At 70.5% G+C, this 20,909-nt stretch carries 12 protein-coding genes; 7 read left to right on the forward strand and 5 right to left on the reverse strand.

Annotated features, from left to right (window positions below):
• Positions 1-246: 246 nt before the first annotated feature.
• The 3 genes from ACRWNM_RS17440 to metH form a co-directional block, all read right to left on the reverse strand.
• A complete protein-coding gene (locus tag ACRWNM_RS17440) occupies positions 247-918 on the reverse strand; it encodes an HAD family hydrolase (protein WP_431968697.1) in 672 nt (223 codons plus the stop codon).
• Between the two features lie 207 nt (positions 919-1,125).
• Positions 1,126-2,808 (reverse strand): serine/threonine-protein kinase, encoded by a 1,683-nt coding sequence (locus tag ACRWNM_RS17445; protein WP_431968698.1) that lies wholly within the window; start codon positions 2,806-2,808, stop codon positions 1,126-1,128.
• Between the two features lie 460 nt (positions 2,809-3,268).
• On the reverse strand, positions 3,269-6,865 hold the full coding sequence (gene metH, locus ACRWNM_RS17450; RefSeq protein WP_431968699.1) for a methionine synthase: 3,597 nt from the start codon (positions 6,863-6,865) through the stop codon (positions 3,269-3,271).
• A 324-nt stretch (positions 6,866-7,189) separates the two neighbouring features.
• Between metH and ACRWNM_RS17455 the strand changes: the two genes are divergently transcribed.
• The gene (locus ACRWNM_RS17455; RefSeq protein ID WP_068069147.1) at positions 7,190-8,074 is read left to right on the forward strand and encodes a PAC2 family protein; all 885 of its coding nucleotides are present in this window, start codon (positions 7,190-7,192) and stop codon (positions 8,072-8,074) included.
• 85 nt (positions 8,075-8,159) lie between these two features.
• On the opposite strand, the gene ACRWNM_RS17460 is transcribed toward ACRWNM_RS17455, so the two are convergent.
• Complete coding sequence (locus ACRWNM_RS17460; protein ID WP_431968702.1) at positions 8,160-8,489, reverse strand: hypothetical protein; 330 nt, start codon at positions 8,487-8,489, stop codon at positions 8,160-8,162.
• Between the two features lie 326 nt (positions 8,490-8,815).
• Here ACRWNM_RS17460 and ACRWNM_RS17465 point away from each other — a divergent pair, with 326 nt between their 5' ends.
• The 6 genes from ACRWNM_RS17465 (at position 8,816) to ACRWNM_RS17490 (ending at position 19,275) form a co-directional block, all read left to right on the forward strand.
• A complete protein-coding gene (locus ACRWNM_RS17465; RefSeq protein WP_431968704.1) occupies positions 8,816-9,955 on the forward strand; it encodes an XRE family transcriptional regulator in 1,140 nt (379 codons plus the stop codon).
• Positions 9,956-10,320: 365 nt separating this feature from the next.
• Positions 10,321-11,943 (forward strand): TIGR02677 family protein, encoded by a 1,623-nt coding sequence (locus ACRWNM_RS17470; protein WP_431969096.1) that lies wholly within the window; start codon positions 10,321-10,323, stop codon positions 11,941-11,943.
• The gene (locus ACRWNM_RS17475; RefSeq protein WP_431969098.1) at positions 11,943-13,355 is read left to right on the forward strand and encodes a TIGR02678 family protein; all 1,413 of its coding nucleotides are present in this window, start codon (positions 11,943-11,945) and stop codon (positions 13,353-13,355) included. The genes ACRWNM_RS17470 and ACRWNM_RS17475 overlap by 1 nt, the downstream gene beginning before the upstream one ends.
• Positions 13,356-13,357: 2 nt before the next feature.
• Entirely contained in the window at positions 13,358-17,569 is a 4,212-nt protein-coding gene (locus ACRWNM_RS17480; protein WP_431968706.1) for a TIGR02680 family protein, read from the forward strand.
• A 10-nt stretch (positions 17,570-17,579) separates the two neighbouring features.
• Positions 17,580-18,941, forward strand: a complete 1,362-nt coding sequence (locus tag ACRWNM_RS17485) for an MFS transporter (protein WP_431968708.1) — start codon at positions 17,580-17,582, stop codon at positions 18,939-18,941.
• 64 nt (positions 18,942-19,005) lie between these two features.
• Complete coding sequence (locus ACRWNM_RS17490) at positions 19,006-19,275, forward strand: DUF2283 domain-containing protein (RefSeq protein WP_431968710.1); 270 nt, start codon at positions 19,006-19,008, stop codon at positions 19,273-19,275.
• Positions 19,276-20,129: 854 nt separating this feature from the next.
• Here ACRWNM_RS17490 and ACRWNM_RS17495 read toward each other — a convergent pair.
• Complete coding sequence (locus ACRWNM_RS17495) at positions 20,130-20,642, reverse strand: M15 family metallopeptidase (RefSeq protein WP_431968712.1); 513 nt, start codon at positions 20,640-20,642, stop codon at positions 20,130-20,132.
• Between the last annotated feature and the right edge of the window lie 267 nt (positions 20,643-20,909).

The raw sequence follows: 20,909 nt of genomic DNA on the forward strand, positions 1-20,909 counted from the left end.
TCATCTTGGTGCAGAAATCGACGACACGCCCGGGGATTCGGAAAAGTTGCCGGTGAATACGGTCACACTTACCATCTGCGCGCACTTGCGTTGCAGGACAGTAACTCCCGAGCATTTGCTCGGTACTCGCAACGCGATCCGACCGACCAGTCCCGGGTTCGCTCCGCGACGTCTTCTTCCGCTCGCGCAACGGCTCCCGCCCCGCCGGACGCGATCGCGGCGCCGCCGCGGACGCGCGAAGGAGCGTCAGCCGCGGGCGTGCAGTGTGCGTTCCAGATCGACGTGGGTGAGACCGACCAAGGTGTCGCGGAAGACGAGGCCGGGCGCTTCCGGGACCGGGATCTCGCAAGGGACGACGAGGACGGCGCAGCCCGCGGCCGCGGCGGCGCGGGCGCCGGTCGGCGAATCCTCGATGGCCACGCAGTCGCGCGGGTGGACGCCGAGCAGCTCGGCGGCGCGTAGGTAGACGTCCGGTTCGGGTTTTCCCTCCGGCACTTCGTCACCGCAGACGGAGACGTCGAAGAAATCGCGGCCGAGGGTGTCCAGGCCGTACTCGGTGAGCGAGCGTTTGGTGTTGGTGACGAGCGCCGAGGCGAGGCCCGCGTCGCGGACGAGGCCGAGGGCGCCCTTGGCGCCGGGCCGCCACGGGATCGGGCCGGTCATCAACTCGGTCACCCGCCGCTCCAGGAAGCCCGCGGCGTCGCGCAGGGCCTGCGGCGTCGGGTCGAGGCCGAGTCCGTCGAACAGGATGCGCAGGGCGTTCGGGCCGGACGCGCCGATGAGCGCGTGCCTGATCTCGTCGGCCATCGCGGTGCCGAGTTCGACCGCCAGCTCCCTGACACCTATGTCCCAGAGCTTCTCCGAGTCCAGCAGCGTCCCGTCCATGTCCCACAGCACCGCGGCGAGTCGCGCTGTCACGTGCGGTCGTTCTCCTCGTGCGCCGATCGAATCGACGGACCGTGCGCCCGCCGGGGAAACCGACGTCCAGCGTAATGGGCACCGCCCCCGCACCTTCCGTCGGCCGGGCACGGCCGGACCACGGGTCCGGCAGGCGCCGCCGGACGCGGTCTGTCGCCAGTCCGCGCGGGACGGCGCTGGGGCGAGAGTCCCCCGACAGGCGGAGCGTCACACTCCGGAGGCGGTGATGACCAACCTGCCGCCGTCCTGGCGAACCTGGATCCAGCGGTTCTCCCGATCGACCGAGCCGTTGGTCTTCACGTAGGTCAGCGCGACGGTGGCGCCGTCGTCGCCGCGTGGGGTGATCCCGTTGACCTGGACCGAGCGGATGGTCGACCAGAACGCGGCGTAGGAGTTGTAGCCGCCGGTCTGGGCCTGGTAGCCCGGTGCGAGCTGCGTCCACGCGCCGGACACGTTGCCCGGCAGCATGCCGTAGTAGCCCTGGATGAACTGGGCGATCCGGTCCGGCGTCGGCGGGCCGAACGGCGTCGTGGTGATCGTGGTCGTCGGCGGACGCGTCGTGCTGCTCGGCGACCCCGACGGGCTGATCGACGGTGTGGCGGACGGGGATGCGCTCGGCGGTGCGGAAGTCGGGGCCCCGGTCGGCTGCGCGGCGGTGGGGACCTGAGCCTGGGGCTCCTGGGTCGGCTGCCCGCCCGCGTCCGTCGGGGGCTGCACCGGCTCACCGGTGCCGGGCGGCGGAGCGGCGGTGGGACCGTCCGAACCGCCTCGGTCCCCGCCGGAGAGGGCGAACGCCACCACGATCACGACGAGCACGACCACCGCGGCGGCCGCGAGGGCGAGGATCTGCTTGTTCGGCCCGCCACCCGTGGTCGCGCCGGGCAGCGTACCGCCGCCGGACGGCCCGCGTGGCGGCGCCGAGGCCAGGGCCGCCGTCGGCACGAATTCGGTGGCGTCGGAGGCGTTCGCGGTGCTCGCGGTGGCGGCGGACGTGGCGAGCACGGTGGTCGCGTCCGCGCCGGGCGCAGGGAGCACCTTGGTCGCCACCGGCGCCGCGGCCAGCGCCGGAACCCGGCCCGCCGCAACGGCTTCCAGCGCCTCCTGCGCCTCGCGCATGTTCGGGCGCGCGTCGATGCTCGCGGCGAGCAGGTGCATCAGCACCGGTCCGAGTCCGTCCGCCTGCCGCGGTTGCGGCACATCGGCCCGCGCGACAGCGTGCAGCACCGCCAGCGGGTTGTCGCCCTCGCCGAACGGCGGCGCGCCCTCCACCGCGGCGTAGAGCGTGGAGCCGAGGGCGAAGACATCGGACGCCGGTTCCGGGTTCTCGCCGCGCGCCACTTCCGGCGCGAGGTACGCGGGGGTGCCCGCGAGGAATCCGGTGGCGGTGACGGTCACGTCGCCGACCGCGCGCGAGATGCCGAAGTCGGTGATCTTCACGGTGCCGTTGTCGGCGACCAACAGGTTGGCGGGTTTCACGTCGCGGTGCATGATGCCCGCGTCGTGCGCGGCGGCCAGCGCGGCGGCGGCCTGCGCGCCGATCTTGGCCACCTCGATCGGCGACAGGGTGCGCCGACCGGACAGCTTGACGGCCAAGCTCGGCGCGTTCATGTATTCCATGACCAGCCACGGCTGGCCGTCCTCTTCGGCGACGTCGAAGACGGTGATCGCGTTCGGGTGGTGCAGCCGCGCGGCGATCCGCCCCTCACGCATCGCGCGCAGTTTCGACTCCAGCGCCTGCGCCTTGGAGAGCCCGGGCCCGAGTAGCAGCTGTTTCACCGCCACCGTGCGGCGTAACCGCACGTCGGTCGCCCGCCACACCACACCCATCGCGCCGGTGCCGATCGGATCCGTCAGCCGATACCGTCCAGCGATCAACCGATCCGCCGTCATGGGTCGTGCCCCTCCTGCTATGCGCCGAGCCGTCCAGCACTCCGGTGCGCTCGGCGAGTTTCCCGCGAAACCCATACGCTCCGAAGTGTTTTGCACCCGTCAGCAGCGAGACGAACAACATCCGCCGACTGCTCCGGATGCAGTTGCAACTCTTCGACAATGGCATACGGACCCGACAGACATCCAGCCGCGTGACCCGATACCGCGGACCGGGCGGTCGAATACCCAGGTCGCCTCGAAACATCAAGCGTACCCGCAGGTAACAGATACTTCGGCGACACCCGTGCGGTGACCCGCGCTTCCGCACGTCTCAGCAGGTCAGGGCCCATGGCAGGGGCCGGGCGATGGCGGCCCTCCGCTCATCGCGGTGAGTACCGTCACATCTCCCCGAGCCGTGTGCGCCGCTCACAGCGGAACGGCGGCTCCACACAGCGCGGAGCCGCCGTTCTCGCCGGACGAATCAGGCGTTGAAGTACTTCGCCTCGGGGTGCAGCAGGACGAACGCGTCGGTGGACTGTTCGGGATGCAGCTGGAGTTCCTCCGACAGGACGACGCCGATGCGGTCGGCTTCGAGCAGGTCGACCAGCTTGGCGCGGTCCTCCAGCTCCGGGCAGGCGCCGTAGCCGAAGGAGTAGCGCGCGCCGCGATAGCCGAGCTTGAAGTAGTCCAGCACGTCGTCGGGGTCGGATTCGGCCACCGAATGCCCGTCCAGCACCAGTTCCTCGCGGACGCGGCGGTGCCAGTATTCGGCGAGTGCCTCGGTGAGCTGGACGCCGATGCCGTGCACCTCGAGGTAATCGCGGTAGTTGTCGGCGGCGAACAGCTCGTTGGCGAAGTCGGCGATGGGCTGACCCATCGTCACCAGCTGGAACGGCAGCACATCCACCTGACCGGTGGCCTTGGCGTCGTCGCGCGAGCGCAGGAAGTCGGCGATGCACAGGAACCGGTCGCGCTGCTGGCGCGGGAAGGTGAATCGATAGCGGTGCGGCGCATCGGGATCCGGCTCGGTGAGCACGACGACGTCGTCGCCTTCCGACACGGCGGGGAAGTAGCCGTAGACCACGGCCGCGTGCTGCAGGACGCCCTCGGTGGACAGCCGGTCAAGCCAGGCGCGCAGCCGCGGCCTGCCCTCGGACTCCACCAATTCCTCGTAGGAGGGCCCGTCACCGCCGCGCTGGCCGCGCAGACCCCACTGGCCGAGGAACAGCGCCCGCTCGTCGAGCAGTCCCGAATATTCGTGCAGCGCAAGGCCTTTTACCACGCGAGTGCCCCAGAACGGCGGCACCGGCACCGGCAGGTCGGCGGCAACGTCCGAGCGGGCGGGCACCTCGACGGGGATCTCGGCCGCCTTGCGCTGCGCGGCGATCCGCTTGGAACGTTCGTGGCGGGCCTTGCGCTCGGCGGCCTTCTCGCGCTCGGCGACGGCCTCGGGGCTGTCCGGGTCGAGTCCGCCGCCGCGCTTGCGGGTCATGATGTCGTCCATCAACCGCAGGCCTTCGAAGGCGTCGCGGGCGTAGTGCACGTCGCCCTCGTACACCTCGGTCAGGTCGTTCTCCACGTAGGCACGGGTCAGCGCGGCGCCGCCGAGCAGCACGGGGAACTGGTCGGCCACGCCCCTGGCGTTGAGCTCCTCCAGGTTCTCCTTCATGACCACGGTCGACTTCACCAGCAGTCCGGACATGCCGATCACGTCGGCCTTCTTGTCCATCGCGGCGTCGAGGATGGTCGCGATCGGCTGCTTGATGCCGAGGTTGACCACCTCGTAGCCGTTGTTCGACAGGATGATGTCGACGAGGTTCTTGCCGATGTCGTGCACGTCGCCCTTGACGGTGGCCAGCACGATGCGGCCCTTGCCGGAGTCGTCGGTGGCCTCCATGTGGGGTTCCAGGTACGCGACGGCGGACTTCATCACCTCGGCCGACTGCAGCACGAACGGCAGCTGCATCTGTCCGGAGCCGAAGAGTTCGCCGACGGTCTTCATGCCTGCCAGCAACGTCTCGTTGATGATCTGCAGCGGCGGCACCTCGGCCATGGCCGCGTCCAGGTCGGCCTCCATACCGGCCTTCTCGCCGTCGACGATGCGGCGCTCGAGCCGTTCGAACAGCGGCAGCGCGGCCAGCTCCTCGGCGCGCGAGGCCTTCGACGACGACGTCGAGACGCCCTCGAACAACGCCATCAGCTTCTGCAGCGGGTCGTAGTCCGGGGTACGGCGGTCGTAGACCAGGTCGAGCGCGGTCTCGCGCTGTTCGTCCGGGATCCGGCTCATCGGCAGGATCTTGGAGGCGTGCACGATCGCCGAGTCCAGGCCCGCCTGCACGCATTCGTGCATGAACACCGAGTTCAGCACCTGCCGCGCGGCCGGGTTCAAGCCGAAGGAGATATTGGAGAGGCCCAGGGTCGTCTGCACCTGCGGGTGCCTGCGCTTGAGTTCCCGGATCGCCTCGATGGTCTCCAGCCCGTCGCGGCGCGACTCCTCCTGACCGGTGCCGAGGGTGAAGGTCAGGGTGTCGATGATGATGTCGGACTCGACCAGGCCCCAGTTGCCGGTGATGTCGGCGATCAGGCGCTCGGCGATCTCGACCTTCTTCTCGGCGGTGCGGGCCTGCCCCTCCTCATCGATGGTCAACGCGACCACCGCGGCGCCGTGCTCGGCCACCAGCCGCATGGTCTGCTGGAACCGGGATTCCGGTCCCGCGCCGTCCTCGTAGTTCACCGAGTTGACCGCGCACCGGCCGCCCAGGTGCTCGAGCCCAGCCTGCAGCACCGGGGCTTCGGTGGAGTCCAGCATGATCGGCAAGGTCGACGCGGTCGCCAGGCGCGAGGCCAGCGCCTCCATGTCCTTGGTGCCGTCGCGGCCGACGTAGTCGACGCACAGGTCGAGCATGTGCGCGCCGTCGCGGGTCTGGTCCTTGGCGATGTCCAGGCACTTCTGCCAGTCCTCGGCCAGCATGGCCTCGCGGAAAGCCTTGGAGCCGTTGGCATTCGTGCGCTCGCCGATCATCAGGACCGAGGCGTCCTGTTCGAACGGCACCGAGGTGTACATGCTCGACACGCTCGGCTCGTGCGCCGGGGCACGGCGCTCGGTGATCGGCGGCAACGCGGGCTCGACCTCGCGCACCGCATCGCGCACCTGGCGGATGTGCTCCGGCGTGGTGCCGCAGCAGCCGCCCACCAGCGCCAGACCGAACTCGGAGACGAAACCGCGCAGCGCGACCGCCAGCTCCTCCGGCGTCAGCGGATACTCCGCGCCGTTGGCGCCGAGCACCGGCAGGCCCGCGTTCGGCATCACCGAGACCGGCACCCGCGCGTGCCGCGACAGATGCCGCAGATGCTCGCTCATCTCGTCCGGACCGGTCGCGCAGTTCAGGCCGATCATGTCGATGCCGAGCGGCTCGATCGCCGTCAACGCCGCGCCGATCTCACTGCCGACCAGCATCGTGCCGGTGGTCTCCACGGTGACGTGGGTGATGATCGGAATCCGCCGGCCGGCCCGTTCCATCGCCCGCCTGCTGCCCGTCACCGCGGCTTTCACCTGCAACAGGTCTTGGCAGGTCTCGATCAGGATCGCGTCCGCGCCGCCCTCGAGCATGCCGAGCGCCGACTCGGTGTAGGCGTCACGCAAGATCGTGTACGGGGCGTGCCCCAGCGTCGGCAGCTTGGTGCCCGGCCCCATCGAACCGAGCACATACCGCGGCGTGCCGTCCTCGCTCGGCCCCATCTCGTCGGCCACCTCGCGGGCCAGCCGGGTGCCGCGCTCGGACAGATCACGAATCCGGTCGGCGATGTCGTAGTCGGCGAGGTTCGGCAGATTGCAGCCGAAGGTGTTGGTCTCGACCGCGTCGGCACCCGCCTCGAAGTACGCGCGATGGATGTCGCGCAGCACGTCGGGCCGGGTTTCGTTGAGGATCTCGTTACAACCTTCCAACCCGCGGAAATCGTCCAGGGTCAGATCCGCGGCCTGCAACATCGTGCCCATAGCGCCGTCACCGATGACTACACGCCGACGGAGCGTGTCGAGAAGCGTGGTATCGAACACGGCGGAGCGGGACACAGACATGTGTACAAGCGTAAAGGCCCGGTACGACTGGTAACCAACAGCCTGCGAATGTTCACGGCGAGCGTGTGCGGCGCCACATCCCCGACCACCCCCAGAATCGGTACACCGAAATCCCGAACCCCGACATCCCGCACTCCCAGCCACCCCGAGGGCGAGTCTTACGAGCCCGTTCGCGGCCCGTCTCGCGTCCGAGCCCTCGCGACGCAGGCGCCGCAGGCGCGAGTCGCGAGGGCTCGGACGCGAGACAACAGGGGGCCGCGAACACGCGCGCGCCAGCGCGCAATAGATACAGCACCATGCGGGCGCAACCCGTAGGCTGACCGGGTGAACCCCAGTGAAACTTCCGATTCGGAACTGCCGACGTTGCGGGATCCGGTGCTGGTTGCCGCCTTCGAGGGCTGGAACGACGCCGGTGACGCGGCGAGCGGCGCCGTCGAGCATCTGGAACTGATCTGGGATGCCGAGCCGCTGGCCGAACTCGATTCCGAGGACTACTACGACTATCAGGTGAATCGGCCGACGGTCCGTCAGGTCGACGGCGTGACCAGGGAGATCCAGTGGCCCGCCACCATGCTTTCGGTGTGCTCGCCACCGGGCAGCGACCGGGATGTGGTGTTGCTGCGCGGGATCGAACCGAATATGCGGTGGCGCAGTTTCTGCGGGGATCTGCTGGAGTTCATCGAACAGCTCGGCGTACAGACCGTGGTGATCTTGGGCGCGTTGCTCGCCGACACCCCGCACACCAGGCCCGTTCCGGTGACCGGTTCCGCGTACAGCAAGGAGGCGGCCGAGCGCTTCAATCTGGAGCAGACCCGCTACGAGGGCCCGACCGGCATCACCGGTGTGTTGCAGGATCAGTGTGTGAAGGCGGGCGTGCCCGCGGTGTCGTTCTGGGCGGCGGTGCCGCACTACGTGTCGCAGCCGCCGAATCCGAAGGCGACGATCGCGTTGCTGCATCGGGTGGAGGATGTGCTCGACATCGAGGTGCCGCTGGGTGAGCTGCCCAAGCAGGCCGAGGATTGGGAGGCCGCGGTGAACGAGATGACCGTGGGCGACGAGGAGATCACCGAGTATGTGCGTTCGCTCGAGGAACGCGGTGACGCGGCAGTCGATTTGAACGACGCGATGGCGAAGATCGATGGTGACGCGATCGCGGCGGAGTTCGAAAAGTATCTACGCAGAAGGGGTCCGGGTAGTTTCGGGCTGTGACCGTCCGGTCGCGGCTGCGCGGGTCCGGTCCCGGCGCGAGCAACACCGTGTCGAGGTGTTGCTCGCCGCGCCTGGGGTCGGTGGTTCACGCCACGGAGGGCGGCGCGTTCACCTCCTCGACGGCCCAGACCTGGGCCGCGGCCTCGTGGGCCAGTTTCGCGATCAGGATGTCTCGCGGAATCGTCTGGCCGGCAAAGTGATCGAGTGACGGCACCACCACGTGGTGCGCGTCGGCCCGCTTGAGTTCCTGCGTCAGCTCGGCGAACGCCGTACCGTCGCCCGCTGTCGATTCATGGAATGTTGCGGCGAAGCAAAGCCCTTCGGCTCGGGCGAACGTGCTCATCGCGCGCTCGAGCTCATCGCTGTGGCCGTCGGCCAGATCATCACGCAAGTATCCATAGATCAACGCTTCCACCCGAACCTCCGTTGGATAGGGCCGCTGTTCTCTTGTTTGGATCTTCCCGTGCAGGGTACTGCGACGAGGGCGATCCCGGATCTTGCATCTGCACTTACATTTGCAAATCCGGCAAACCTGACCGCTCCCACTTCAGGATCGCTGACGCCAAACTGCGAATGCAGGTGTCAACCCGCTGACATCTAGATGCCCTATCCGGGCCACCAGACGTTAACTGGTGCGATACTACAACCGTGGCCGCTGGAGACGATCGACCCGTCTGGGCAGTCCGGATGCGTTCCGAGCGCGATGCGAGGGGGTGGTCACAGGCAGACGCCGTCCGCGTGATGCGCGCGAAGTCATCGCACAATCTGCCGACAGACAGCACGCTGCTACGCAATTGGCGGCGTTGGGAGTCGGGCGAGTCGCGACCCGACGACTTCTACGCGCCGATCATCGCCGCCGCCTTCGACACCGTCACCGCGGCGTTCTTCCCCAAGGCCAGGCCGAATCGGGACGACGAGCTGCTTTCCGCAACGGGGATGGACACTTTGGAGTTCATCGGCAGGCTGCGCATGTCGGACGTCTCCGCGGCGACGCTGGACGCCATCCGGATCACCGCCGAGCGCCTGTGCTGCGAATACCCTTACGCCGATCCGCATGCGTTGCACGCCGAGGGCACGTCGTGGCTGCGGCGGATCACCTCGCTGCTCGACGGGCGGCTGACGCTGGCCCAGCACCGGGAGATCCTGGTGCTCGCGGGCTGGGTCGCGCTGCTCGTCGGCTGCGTGGACTACGACCTCGGCCGCCGTACTTCGGCGGAGGCCACCCGGCGTGCTGCGTGGTCGCTCGGCAAGGAGGCCGACCATCTCGAGATCCTCGGCTGGGCCGCGGAAATGGCGGCGTGGTTCGCGCTGACCCAAGGTAACTATCGGGGTGCTGTGGAAGCCGCCAACAGTGCGCTAGAGGACAGTTGCCATCTCGGGGTCGGTGTGCAACTGGCCGCCCAGCGGGCCAAGGCGTGGGCACGACTCGGCGATCGCGCCGAGGTGGAGCGGGCGCTGGGCAAGGGCCGAGCGATCCTGGAGCGACTCGACCATCCGGCGAACCTGGACAACCATTTCGTGGTCGACCCGCAGAAGTTCGACTTCTACGCGATGGACTGCTGCCGCGTGGCGGGCGAGGATCGGCTCGCGGAATCCTTTGCCCGCGAAGTCATCCGGAACTCCACCCGGGCCGACGGCACGGTGCGTAACCCGATGCGCGTGTCCGAGGCGCACCTGACGCTGGCCGTCGTGGCGGTGCGCGGACGCGATCTGGAACTCGCGCTGGCCGAAGGGATGCGCGCCTTCTCGGGGAAGCGCCGCTCGCTGCCTTCGCTGATGTGGATCGCGGGCGAGGTGGCCCGCGAGATCATCGAACGCTATCCGGGCGATCCGCGCACGCGCTGTTATCTCGAGCAACTGCGCGCGCTGTCCACCGAGTGAGCGGCCCGCGTCCGGGCGTGGGCGAACCGCGGGACAGCGGACGCAGCCACGCCGAACAGGGGTCGGTCTTGCCGGGCGGCGACCGGCCCGCTACTACCCTGTTCCCGGTGACCGACTCCGACGACGGCCCGCCCGCGGGCGATCAGCCCGGCGCGACCGCACTGGGTGATCGACCCGGCACCGCCGCGCAGGGTGATCAGCCCGGCACCGCCACGCAAGGCGATCAGCCCGGCGCTACCGCATTGGATGATCAGCACGGCTCCGCCACGCAAGGCGATCAGCACGGCACCACCGCACCGGGCGATCAACCCGGCACCACCGCATTGGGTGATCAGCACGGCTCCGCCGCACTGTGGGACGAGCGGCTGCGACTGTTCTCTTTCGCGACGGCGGAGAAGCGCGCCGATTACCTCTGGGTGCTGCGCGCTTTCGACAGCGCGCGGGCCGCCTACGTGGTGCTGCTGCACGCCGACGATGTGGCGGACTGGACTCGCCGCAACGGCGGACGCGCACGGGTCGCGGAGAGCGGACCTTCGCCGGACCCGACGGCATCCGGTCCGGCCGAGGCGCAGCCCGGTCTGTTCCGGCGCAGCGACGCCGCGCCGCTGAGCGCCGCGGAGATCGGCCCGCTGCTCGACCAGCTGCACCAGTGGGGCGTGCTGGAACGCAGCTACGACGGCACCCGCGCGGCGACGCTGGCCGAATACCGCAACCGGCACTACGTCTACCAGTTCTCGCAGGCCGGGTTCCAGGCCTATCGCGCGGTGGCCGGCGTACTGGAGGCGCGGCTGGACGAGGCGTCGCTCTCGCGGCTCGTGCTGCCGGAACTACTCGCCGACCTGCACACCCTCGCCGTGGCGAATCGGGCGGGCGACGCCGAGCGCGTCTATCGCACGCTGCGCAGGCTGGACGCGGCGCTGTCCGATATGGCCGCGCGCGCCGCCCATTTCTATCTGTCGCTCGGCGATTTGGTGCGCACCACCGAGATCACCCCGGAATCCTTTCTCGCGCACAAGGACGCGCTGCTCGCGCACATGCGCGAGTTCAGCATGGACCTGGCACGTTTCGCGCCCCGGCTGGCCGCCGCCATCGGCGAGATCGAGGAGACCGGCGTCGACGACCTCATCGCCCGCGCCGCGAGCTGCGACGAGCGGGTGCTGTTGAGCGCCGCCGAACGCGAGGCGGATTGGCACGCCCGTTGGCAAGGTCTGCGCACCTGGTTCGTCACCTCGGACGCCGAGGGCGAGTCCACGGAGGCGGACCGGCTGCGCGAGGCCACCATGAGCGCGATCGCGGCCGTGCTGTCGCTGCTGCGGCGGGTCACCGAGACGCGCCGCGGCGGGGTGAGCCGGGAGTCGGCGCTGCGCCACCTCGCGGGCTGGTTCACCGCCGCGCCCACCGCGGACAGCGCGCACGCGCTGTTCGACGCGGTGTTCGGGCTCGGCAGGCCGCGCCACATCGCCATGGAGCATCCGGACGCCGATATCGTGCCCGCGACGCGGTCGTGGTGGGAGGCGCCGCCGCTGGAGATCTCGCGCACCCTGGCCGAGACCGGGCGGCCGCCCTCGGCGGGTGCGCCGAGTCGAATCCAGCGCAACGACGCGGGGATTCGCCGTTTGCGCGAGGCCCAGCTGGCGGCGCAGCGAGCCAGGGCGGAGGCGGCGCAGTCCTTGGCCGCCGCGGACGTTCACGAACGGGTGCTCGACGAGCGCGAAACCGAGGTGCTGCTACGGCTACTCGACGCCGCTTCCACCGCGTGGGTGCCGGTCAGCGGGCGGGTCGGCGGCACCACGGGTTCGGAGAGCGGCGTCACCCTGACGGTCTCCGAACATCCGGGGCCGACCGTGGTCAGGACCTCGCGCGGGCTGCTGCACCTGAACAACCGCAAGCTCGACGTCCGCGCGACCAGGTCCCGAGGCGGGAACGCAGGGCGCGGGAAGGCCACCGAGAATGTGTCCGATGCCGAAACAGCAAGGGGCGGAGCATGATCCACGCCCAGCGCATCGACGCGCTCGCACTGGACAACTACCAGCGCGCCGCCAGGGTGATCCTGGCCAACCACCTGGTCACCCGCACCTATCCGGACCGGATCGCGCTGCCGCTGATTCGCCGGTGGGCCACCGAACTCCGCGAGGATCTCGCCGAACTGTTCGGTTACCGGCTCGAGGTCACCGAGACCACGGCGCGGGTCTATCCCGTGATCGATCGGCTCGACGGCGGCAAACCCGCCCGCACCGTGAACGACCGCGTCTTCGACCGCCGCCGCTACGCCTACCTCGCGCTGGCGCTGGCCGCGCTCGGCCGCGCGGGCGATCAGATCACGCTCTCGGAGCTCGCGGATCAGGTCGCGGCGTACACGGCCAGGATCGACGGGCTCGAGCTGGCGCCGGATCGCGCGGCCGACCGCGACGCCTTCGTCGACGCGGTCGGCTGGCTGGCCGCCCGCGGCGCGCTCGCACTCGCCGACGGCGACGCGGGCGGTTGGGCCGCCGATCCCGAGGCGGGCGAGGCGCTCTACGACATCGACCGGCCGGTGGTGTTCGCACTGTTCCGGCCGCCGCGCGCCCTGCAGCATCTGCACAGCGTGCGCGGCCTGCTGGCCGAGGATCCCGCCGTCACCGCCGGGCAGCCCGCCGCGGCGGCCGGCGAGATCGCCCGCCGGGTGCGCCGAGCGCTGGTGGAGCGGCCGGTGGTGTACTCCGAGGACCTGATGCCCGAGGAGCGTCCGGTGCTTGCGCAGGACCGGACGGTCGCCGATGTCGAGCTGTTCACCGGCCTGCGCGCCGAACGCAGGGCCGAGGGCGTCGCGCTCATCGACACCTCGGGGCGGCTGTCCGATGTCCGCTTTCCCGGCACCGGCACGCTCGCCCAGGTGGCGCTGCTGTTGGTCGGCGAGATCGCCGATGTGGTCCTCGACATCGATCACCCGCTCCCCCACCGCCCGCGCGCCGCCGATCCCGGTGTGGCGCTGGCCGATCGGCTCGACGACGCCATCCCCGAATCCACACTGTTCGCGCCGATGGCTGATCACCCGTTCACCGGAACCGAAGCGGCCGAGGCGGATTCGGCGGAGGACGAGGACGAGACCGAACCAGGGGCGACCTATCCGTTCGTCGCGGCCGACTGGGTGCGCGACACCGTGCAGGCGCTCACCGATCGCTACGGCGTCACCTTCGCCGCGCAGTGGCAGGCCGACGTGCCCGGCCTCACCGCGCAGGTCAGCGCGCTGCTCGCGCGGCTGCGGCTGGTCCAGCCGCTCGAGGACGGGTTGCTCGTGCTGCCCGCCCTGGCGCGCTATCGGGGTGCGGTGGTCACCGTGCGCACCAAGCGCGCCGCGGAACTGTTCGTCACCGCCGCCGACACGGTCGGGGCCGCAAGCACCGGTACGGAAGGGATCTGAACATGTCGGTCATTCACGGCGGAGTGCGTTTCCTCCCGACCCGCGCCGGAATCGTCAACCTGTGGGACTACCGAGACCAGGAGTTCTGCTTCGCCGACGGCAGGCTGGTGCTGCGCGGACCGAACGGCTCGGGCAAGACCAAGGCGCTCGAGGTGCTGTTCCCGTTCGTGCTCGACGGCCGCATCGAACCGCGCAGGCTCAACCCGTTCGCGGGCGAAGAGCGCACGATGAAGTCGAATCTGCTGTACCGCAAGCAGGAATCGGCCTACTCCTATGTCTGGATGGAGTTCGCGCGCGGGAAGTGGGACGACCCCGAGGTGGTCACCGTAGGGATCGGCATGCGCGCCACCCGCTCCTCGGACAAGGTCACGCGCTGGTACTTCGTCGCCGACGGACGGGTGGGCGTCGACTTCTCCCTCATCGGTCCCGACGACCGCCCGTTCACCCGCAAACAGCTGGCCGAGCAGATCGGCACCGACTCCATCGTGGACCGGCCGGTCGAATACCGGGCCGCCATCGACGCCCGCATGTTCGGGCTCGGCGCGCAGCGCTACGACCAGCTCATCAATCTCATTCTGACGCTGCGCCGCCCGCAGCTCGCCAAGAACCTCGACCCGCGCGGGCTCTCCCAGGCGCTCACCGACGGCCTACGCCCGCTGGACGAACAGCTGATCCTGGACGCGGCCCGCTCCTTCAGCGATATGGAAGAGGTCGGGCGCACCCTCGAGGGCTTGGTGCATGCCGACACCGCCACCCGCGCCTTCGTCGGCGTGTACCGGAAATACCTTGCGGTGCAGGCCAAGACCGATGTCGACCAGGTACGCGCCCGCTTGGACGCGGTCACCCACGCCAGCACCGCGCTGTTCGCCGCGACCGCGCTGCGCGAGCGCCGCGAGGCCGAGCGCACCGCCGCCGAGGCCCGCGCCGACGACGCCGACCGCGCCTACGAACAGGCCCTCACCGACCGCGAGACCCTGCAACGCTCCAGCGCTTACGAGGGCAAACAGCAACTCGACGACCTGGCCGACGCGGTGCGCAGGCTGGAGACCTCCGCGGCGGTGCACCGCGACAAGGCGCTCAAGGCCCGCCAGACCCTCGACCAGCGGGCCGAGGAGGCCGAGCGGGCGCGCGCCGCGGTGCAGCAGGCCGCAGCCGCGCTGTCCCGCGGCGAGGACGAGTTGCGCGCCGCCGCCGAGGAGGCGGGCATCGCCTGGACCGCGCTGTCCGACGACGCGCGCGGCGATCAGCTCACCGCGACCGTGCGGGCCCGCGCCGAAGAGCGCGATGCCGATGTGCGCGCGGTGCGTAAAGCGTTGCTGCTCATGGATTCCGCGGCTGCCGAGCGGGCCAGGGCGGAACGGCTGGCCGAGCGCGCGGTGGGGTCGCGCGAGGCGGCCGCCGCCGAGGTGGCGCACGCCGAGGCGGCGGTGACGCTGGCCCGCACCGAGGCCGCGGCGGCGCTGCGCGCCTGGTGGGAAGGGCACCGCGAGTGCTACGCCCCGCTCGGCGGCGGACTGTTCGACGCGCTCGACGCGGCGCTGGCCAAGGTCGGCTCCGACGACGCGGCGGGCGTGGCGGAGGTGCTGGCCGAACGCGCCGAACCGCTGCTCGACGAGTTGCGCGACCGCAGGCTGGCGGCGAAGGCGCGCGCCGCGGCGGCGGCCGAACAGATCGCCGAGCTCGGGGCCGAACGCGACCGGGTCGGCGCGCGGCGCGACGACGCGCCGCCCAGCACCGCGACACGCACCGACGACCGGACCGGGCGCTCCGGCGCTCCGCTCTGGCGGCTGGTCCGCTTCGGCGACGACGTGACGCCAGAGACCGCCGCCGGTGTCGAGGCGGCACTGCACGCCGCTGGGCTGCTCGACGCCTGGGTGTGCGCCGAGGACGAACTACCCACCGGCTATCGCAGCGACCAGTTCTTGGTTCCGCTGCCGCCCTCCGCCCGGCCGACCGGACGCACCCTGGCGGACGTGCTCGTGATCGAGGACGACGCCGAGGGTCTGACCGTGCCGCGACGGGTCGTCTCCGACGTGCTCGCCTCGATCGCGCTGCTCGACGAACTCGACGCCGCCGCGGGCGTGGCGATCAGCGGCGCGGGCGGGTTCCGGCAGGGCGTGCAAGCGGGCAGGCACCACAAGCCCGACGCCGAATTCATCGGCGCGACCGCCCGCGCCCGTCGCCGCGAACTGCGGCTCGCCGAGTTGACGTCCCAGCGGGACGCGGCCGCGGAGGTTCAGCGCGTCGCCACGGCGGAGGCCGACGCGGCCGACGCGGAACTGGCTCGGATCACGGCCGCCGCCAAGGCCCTTCCGCGTCCGGCCGCGGTCACCGCCGCACTGCGTTCGGTGTCGGAGACCGCGGGCGTCATGCGGTCCCGCTCGGAGGCCGCCGCGCAGGCCGAGAAGGATCTGGACCAGGCCGTCACCGAGGTCGCGGCCATCGAGAAGAAGTTGCGGGCCGCCGCCGTCGCGCACCGTGCGCCGCGCGAATCGCGCGAACTGGACGCGCTGGCCGCCGCCATCCGGCATTTCGAGAACACCGGCACCGGGCTGCTCCGGCTGCGCGCCGACCACGACCGGGAACGCGAACGCGAACGCGAGGGCGCCGACCGCTACGACGAGGCGCGCGACCTGGCGGAGGCGTTCGCCGAGGAGGCCGAGGCCGCCCAAGCCGGCTATCAGGAACAGCTGCGCAAACTGGAGACGCTGCGCGAGGCGCTCGGCGCGGGCGCGGCGGACATCGACCGCGAACTCGACCTGGCCAGGCAGCGCATCGAGGCGACGAGGGCCGAACAGAAGGCCGCGCGCAAGGCCGCCAACGAGGCGATCGAGGCGGTGGGTGACGCGGAGGCGGCCTTCCGCACCGCACACGAGTCGCTGGGCACGGCACTCACCGAGGTGCTCACCGACGTGAAAAGCCTTGCGCCCTATGCCCAGCCGGATCTGCTGTCGCTGCTGGGCGCGTCGCCGGAGTGCCGGTGGCCGAGCAGCGATGCGGCCTGGTCGACATCGGAACAGCTGCTCTACCGGATCACCCAGGCGGGGCCGGAACACGAACCGCGGGTGCTGCCCGAGGAGGTCGCCGAGCTCTTCGACGGCCTCACCGCGGCCACCGCCGCGGTGCGCGCGGGCGAGGCGGCACGCAAGTCCACCCGCAGCGCGGTGACCGCGGCCCTCCAGGAGTTCGACGCCGCGCTGGCAGCCTCGGGCCGCGACTACCGCTTGCAGTGGGACGCGGCCGACGGGCTCACCGTGGTGCAGGTGCAGGACGAGAACGGGATCGCCGCGCTCGCCGACTTCGCCGGACGCATCGACCAAGCAAGGCACGACCAGGAACTGCTGCTCACCGACGCCGAGCGCCGCATCCTGGAGGACGCGCTGCTCACCGGCCTCGCCCAGCAGATCCACGAACGCACCAGCGACGCACGCGAACTCATCGCCAAGATGGGCGCGGAGATGAAGAAGCGGCGGATGTCCTCGGGCAACACCATCGGCGTGCACTGGGTGCTCGCCGACAACCTGTCCGACGCCGCGAGGGCGATGTGCAAACTGCTCGACCGCGACGCCACCACCCTCGGCTCCGAGGACCTGGCCGCGATCCGCTCGCACTTCGCCGCCGAGATCCGCGCCGCGCGCGCCGCGCACCCCGAACGCTCCTACCCCGAGATCCTCGCCGCCACCCTGGACTACCGCACCTGGCGGGTGTTCTCGTTCACCCTCATCTCCGGCGACGGCAGCGAGGACAAGCTGACCGTGGCCAGGCACAGTGCGCTCTCCGGCGGTGAGCAGTCGGTGTCGCTGCACCTGCCGCTGTTCGCGGCCGCGCACGTCATGCTCGACTCCGCCGATCCGCAGGCGCCGCGCCTGCTCGCGCTGGACGAGGCGTTCGCGGGCGTCGACGACAACGGCCGCAGCGAATTGCTGGGCCTGAGCGTGCAATTCGACCTCGATCTGTTCATGACCGGCTACGACCTGTGGATCACCTACCCGCACGTGCCCGGCTGCGCCCACTACGACCTGGCACACTCCACCGCCGAGAACACGGTGAGCGCGACGCTGCTGGTGTGGGACAGCGGCGATCTGCTCGCCGAACACGACGGCGCCGATCTGACCACCGCGCTCGGCTCCCCCAACCGCCGCCGGGTGCCAGCCACCATCGAAGGCGGGCTCACCCTCGACGACATGCCGGGCGCACCCGCGCCCGTCGGCTGAATGGATTGCAGTGACCTCGGTTCCACCCCGCTCGACCGCCGTGTCCGCCCCGCGCCGGGTCGCCGCGGCCACCCTGATCGGCACGACGCTCGAGTGGTACGACTTCATGCTGTACGGCACGGCGTCGGCGCTGATCTTCGGTAAGCAGTTCTTCCCCTCGCTGAGCCCGGCCGCTGGCACCCTCGCGGCCTTCAGCACTTTCGCGGTCGGGTTCGGCGCGCGCCCGATCGGCGGGCTGCTGTTCGGGCACTTCGGCGATCGGTTCGGGCGGCGCACCACGCTGGTGGTGTCGCTGATCGTCATGGGCGTCAGCTCGACGCTGATCGGTGTGCTGCCCACCTACGCGAGCATCGGATTCTGGGCGCCGGTGCTGCTGGTCGTGCTGCGGCTCGTGCAAGGCGTCGGGCTCGGCGGCGAGGGCGCGGGCGCGACGGTGCTGTCCATCGAGCATGCACCGCCCGGGCGGCTCAACCGGTACGCGAGCTTCCCGCAGATGGGAACGCCCGCCGGGTTGATCCTGGCCAACGCGATGTTCCTCGGCGTGAGCGCGCTGCTGCCCGATGCGGCGTTCCAGTCCTGGGGATGGCGGATTCCGTTCCTGTTCAGCGTGATTCTCGTGGCGGTCGGCCTGGTGGTGCGGCTGCGCGTCACCGAATCCGAGGAGTACGCGGGACTGGTGCGGCGCGGGGAGGTATCGGCGTTTCCGCTGCGCGACGCGCTGCGCGTCGGAGCGCCGCGACTGGCGCTGATCCTGTGCGCGGCGGTCGCGACCTCGGCCGTGGTGTACATCTTCATGGTCTTCACGCTCACCTACGGCGCCAAGGAGCTCGGGTTCAGCAGGGATTTCCTGCTGTCGGGCGTCATCGTGGCCGCGATCGTCTGGTGCGCCACGATGCCGCTGTGGGGCGCGCTCGGTGATCGGATCGGTACCGCGCGGGTCTTCCTCGCGGGCACCGCGGCGCTGCTGGCGTGGTGCGCGGTCTACTTCCCGCTGTTGAACACCGGCAACCGAGTCGTGGTCTTCCTCGCGCTGCTCGGGATGGGCGTGGTCCTGCCGATCAGCCACAGCGTGGGCGGCATCATCATCGCCGAGTTGTTCCCTCCCGCGGTGCGGTACTCGGGGACCTCGCTCATCGTTCAGATCTCCGTGATTCTCGGCGGCGGGCTCGCGCCGCTCATCGCGACGGCGCTGTGGTCGATGGGATCGGGATCGGGGTCGGCGGGCTCCGGGTCGGCCCCGGTCGCCTGGTACATCGTCGCGGTGTGCGCGATCAGCCTGATCAGCACGTTCGCGCTGTTCTGGGTGCTGCCGCGGCGAGCGGGACGCACCGGCCGACGGATCGAGGCGACCGAACCTGTGCCGGTGCGCTGAGGCGCTGTCCGGCCGTCCTCATTACGGCTCGCGACTCGGCGGCGCGACCGTTTCGGAGTTACCGTTGAGTGCTCACGGCCCCGGCGACCCGATGGAGGACCCGGACATGCACATGACCTACGACCCGGCCGCCGACGCCGCCTACTTCACCATCGCCGACGAGATAGCCCCGGGCGAGGCGACCCGCCAGGTCGTCACCCCGGTCGAGGGCGGCACCGTAGTCCTCGACTTCAGCTCCTCCGGCACCCTGCTCGGCATCGAGGTCCTCGGCGCCCAACGCCTGGTCCCGACGGAAGTCCTCGGCCGGGCCCCGAGCCCGCCGTCGCGCTCGTGAGCCGCCGCCTCGATCCCGGCGTACCCACAGCCTGATCTCGGCCAGGCGCGGGCCGACGACCCCCTCCCCACCGGCGTGCCCTGGACGTGCCCGTCTTCGCCGCCGCTCCGGCCGTACGATGGACGAACTCCGCTGGCATCGAACGGGTAGACATCGCTGCGCCGCAGCCCTTTCCAGGCCGACGATCAATACCCTCCCGCAGCGCAACCAGGCCCACCTCTCCGCGCTCCGGCCGTGGGCGGGCCGACGACCGGCATCGTCGGACAGCAGCGATCAGGCGCACCTCGAGCTGCTCCGGCCATGAACAGGTGGTGGACGGATCCCGTCCAGCTACGGCAGCCCGCGACATACATCGGCCTCCGGTCCCGCCCCAAGCGGACCAAAGCCCGTCCAATAGCACCGATCTGACGCACCCTTCCCCTCGCTCTCGGCCATGCGCGGGCGCACGACCAAGCCCAGCAACGCCAACCAGCCATACCACGCCCAATCCCGCCATGCGCGGGCCGACGACCGGCACTGTCCCGCAAACGCAACCAGGCGCACCTCGCCCGGGCGTCGGCCGTGGACGGACCGACGACCGGCATCGTCGGACAGCAGCGATCAGGCGCACCTCGGTTGCTCCCGCCGAACTTGTCGTCGACGGACGTAGTTCCGCTGACGCCAACCCGGCATACTTCGGCCTGCTCTTCCGGCACACGGGGCCTACCGACCGACTCGGCCCGCGGTATGCCAGGCGCACCGCGGGCCCGCGCTTCGCCCATGCGCCGGTGGTGACCGGAAGCTGTCCAGCGGTGCCGAGCACGCATACCTCCGCCTGCTTTCGCCATGCGCGGGCTGATGACCGACAGCGTCGATCAGCGTTCGCTGGCGTCCGGACGGAGGGGCGGGCAGGCGGCGCCGGGGATGGTGGCCAACTCGAAGTGCCACCATTCGTTGGTGTAGGTGCGGCAGAGGCCCCAGCGGTTTCCGTTCTGTTCGAGCCATTGCGCGCCCGGTTGCGGGCCGACGTCGATGGCCTGGCCTGCGACGTGGGTGGATTCCTCGGCCGGCAGCACCCAGCGGCGCGCCTCCTCGGGGCTGCCGTAGGTGGCGATGCCGTCTTCCCAGAGGGCTTGCTGTTCGGCGTAGCTGCGGTATCCGGAGTTGATCCAGATCGGAACGCCTTCCGAATGCGCCGCATCCTCGGCGAACGAGTACGCCACCGCGAGCGCCGGATCGAGCCCTTCGGTGGCGGTGGCCAAAACCAAGACCTCCCGCTCGTCGCTCGGCGTAGCGAGCGCCTGCGGCGTACCCGCGGCGCCGATCGCGGCCGCCGCCAGCACCCCAACCGCCGTCCGCTTCCCGAATCCCGCATTCCTCACCAACATGGGCGCCATCCTAACGACGCCCAACCGCCCACTCCCCCAACCGATGATCACCAGGCGACCCACCCCCACCAGCATCGATCCGCGGCAAACTGGCCGCTACGCCGTCACAATCCAGTGCTTTTCGGACGCGACAAGCCGCCTGGCCGCACACCCCGGCGTCCACATCCAGAGAACCACCTGAGCCCCGCTCGACAATGCAGCCTGCACATCACCACCGGCAGCCGACCACCGCACCACCACCTACCCAGCAGCAGCCAACACCTCGGC

The organism is Nocardia sp. bgisy134, from assembly GCF_965341865.1.
Taxonomy (GTDB): Bacteria; Actinomycetota; Actinomycetes; order Mycobacteriales; family Mycobacteriaceae; genus Nocardia.

Bases quoted from the DNA above. Each gene is read 5' to 3' on its own strand.
- ACRWNM_RS17445 (WP_431968698.1), bottom strand. From the start codon at position 2,808: ATGACGGCGGATCGGTTGATCGCTGGACGGTATCGGCTGACGGATCCG.
- metH (WP_431968699.1), bottom strand. From the start codon at position 6,865: ATGTCTGTGTCCCGCTCCGCCGTGTTCGATACCACGCTTCTCGACACG.
- ACRWNM_RS17465 (WP_431968704.1), top strand. From the start codon at position 8,816: ATGCGCGCGAAGTCATCGCACAATCTGCCGACAGACAGCACGCTGCTA.
- ACRWNM_RS17480 (WP_431968706.1), top strand. From the start codon at position 13,358: ATGTCGGTCATTCACGGCGGAGTGCGTTTCCTCCCGACCCGCGCCGGA.
- ACRWNM_RS17495 (WP_431968712.1), bottom strand. From the start codon at position 20,642: ATGTTGGTGAGGAATGCGGGATTCGGGAAGCGGACGGCGGTTGGGGTG.